The organism is Methylocucumis oryzae, from assembly GCF_000963695.1.
Classification (GTDB): domain Bacteria; phylum Pseudomonadota; class Gammaproteobacteria; order Methylococcales; family Methylomonadaceae; genus Methylovulum; species Methylovulum oryzae.
On sequence record NZ_LAJX01000388.1, the window covers coordinates 1 to 1942 of the forward strand.

Below are 1942 nucleotides of genomic sequence, written 5' to 3' on the forward strand. Positions count from 1 at the left end.
TTAGGGACGGCTAAACTCAATGGCTTAAATCCTACCGAATGGCTCAAGGATACTTTGGAAAAATTACCGACTTGGCCCAACAGTCGTATCGATGAGTTGCTGCCTTTTTGCAACGGCAAATTCCGAGACAGTTAAGGATCAGAATGTCTTTTAGAAAACAACGTGGCTAGATTGAACGGTTACTATCAATGGGTTAGCCACGTAGGTTGGGTTAGGCGATAGCCGTAACCCAAAATTACCGCTCCGATGTTGTTGGGTTACGCTATCGCTCGGCAACTGCTCCTGCGTTGCTCTACCTCCTGCATCCGTGCAGTCGTAACCCGACCTACTAGGCTACACCGTTTTAAGTCGGTAACCGATTTTTCCAATGCAGTTAATGAAGTTGTGTAGGTTGGGTTAGGCGATAGCCGTAACCCAACACTTATCGGCTCCGATGTTGTCGGGTTACGCTATCGCTAACCCGACCTATTATGCTGCACCGTCTTAAGTGGGGAACCGATTTTTTCCAATGCAGTTAATGAGATACATAATGAAGCGTATTAGTCTATGGTTGTTATTAATAGCGATGTTGCCGTCGCTCGCGTCGGCGTGGTGGAGCGATGACTGGGGCTATAAGGAAAAAGCTCAGCATCGATGCGAAAAAATTGCAGCAAGACGGCGTGAAATTGCCCGAAGATGCCTTTGCCTTAGTGCGGTTACATACCGGCAATTTCGCTAATTTTTTAGAGCTGGCTGAGAACGGCAAAGATTTTAGAGTCTTAGCCGATGATGAAACAACACCGCTAAAATTCTATATCGAAAAATTTGATGCGTTAAACGAAATGGCGTTAATTTGGGTTAAGTTACCTAAAGAACTCGCGACCGCCGCAGAACCTAGCTTTTGGTTGTATTACGGCAACGCCGAGGCGGTAGACGCACAAGATAGCAAAGGCGCTTATGATGTCAGCGAAGTCTTAAGCTATCAATTTGAATCGGCTAGTTTCAAAGACATGACCGCCAATGCCACTAACCCCACTGAATCGACTGCCACTTATGGCGAAGGCGGCTTAATTGCCGGTGCGGCGGTATTTCAAGGCAAACAACGCGTAAAAATTCCTAATGCCCCTTCTTTAGTGATGGCAGCCGCTAGCGGTTGGACCATGTCAACCTGGTTGAAATTCGACCAAGCCCAGCAAGCCGTTATCCTACAACGTGCCAGCAATGCTAATGGCGTGACGTTAAGCTTAAAAGACCAAACCCCTGTTCTTGACATCACCGATGCCTCCGGTGCCAAGCAAGTGTTAACCGCACAAGCCACCGTCGCCCCCGGCACCTGGCATAACTTAACCGTCACCGCAGGCAATGGCACCGTCACGCTGTATATCGATGGCGCAGCCGCCGGTCAAGTCGCGCTTACCTTAGCCGACATTAGCGGCGAAATGAGTTTAGGCGCGGATTTAACCGGCGCCAACGGTTTTACCGGCATGATAGACCAATTCAGCGTGTACAAAACCGTTAAAGACGCCAACGCGATTAAGTTCGACGTACAAATGCAAGGCGTAGGCTCGGCCTTACTCAGTTATGGCGATGACTTAACGCCCGACAGCGACGGTGAAGAAGGCGAATCCTACTTCATGGCGACCCTAGATAATGTGACCATCGACGGCTGGGTCATCATCGGCATCTTAGGCGTGATGTTTGTCATTAGCTGGATGGTGATGCTCGTCAAAATCATCGTCATTAACCGGGTGCACGGACAAAACAAAAAATTCGAGGAAGCGTTTAGCAAAATCGGTGTGCAAGACCTGACGTCACTTAACCACGAAGACGGCGAAGACGATGAGCAGTTCGAAGAATCACCGCTGCTGTTCTCACTCACCGAACACCAAAACAGCTACGCCGGCTCGTCGATTTATCGGATTTATCACACCGGCGTTGACGAAATGAATAAACGCTTACGCAA

Annotated in this window: 2 protein-coding genes; both read left to right on the top strand. The window is 48.9% G+C overall.

From position 1 onward, the window contains the following. A partial coding sequence (locus VZ94_RS24955; protein ID WP_131655707.1) for a transposase domain-containing protein occupies positions 1-135 on the top strand: 135 nt, incomplete at its 5' end. A gap of 464 nt (positions 136-599) precedes the next feature. After that, positions 600-1942: DUF2341 domain-containing protein (locus tag VZ94_RS21845; protein ID WP_052700842.1), on the top strand; the 1343-nt coding region annotated here is incomplete at its 3' end.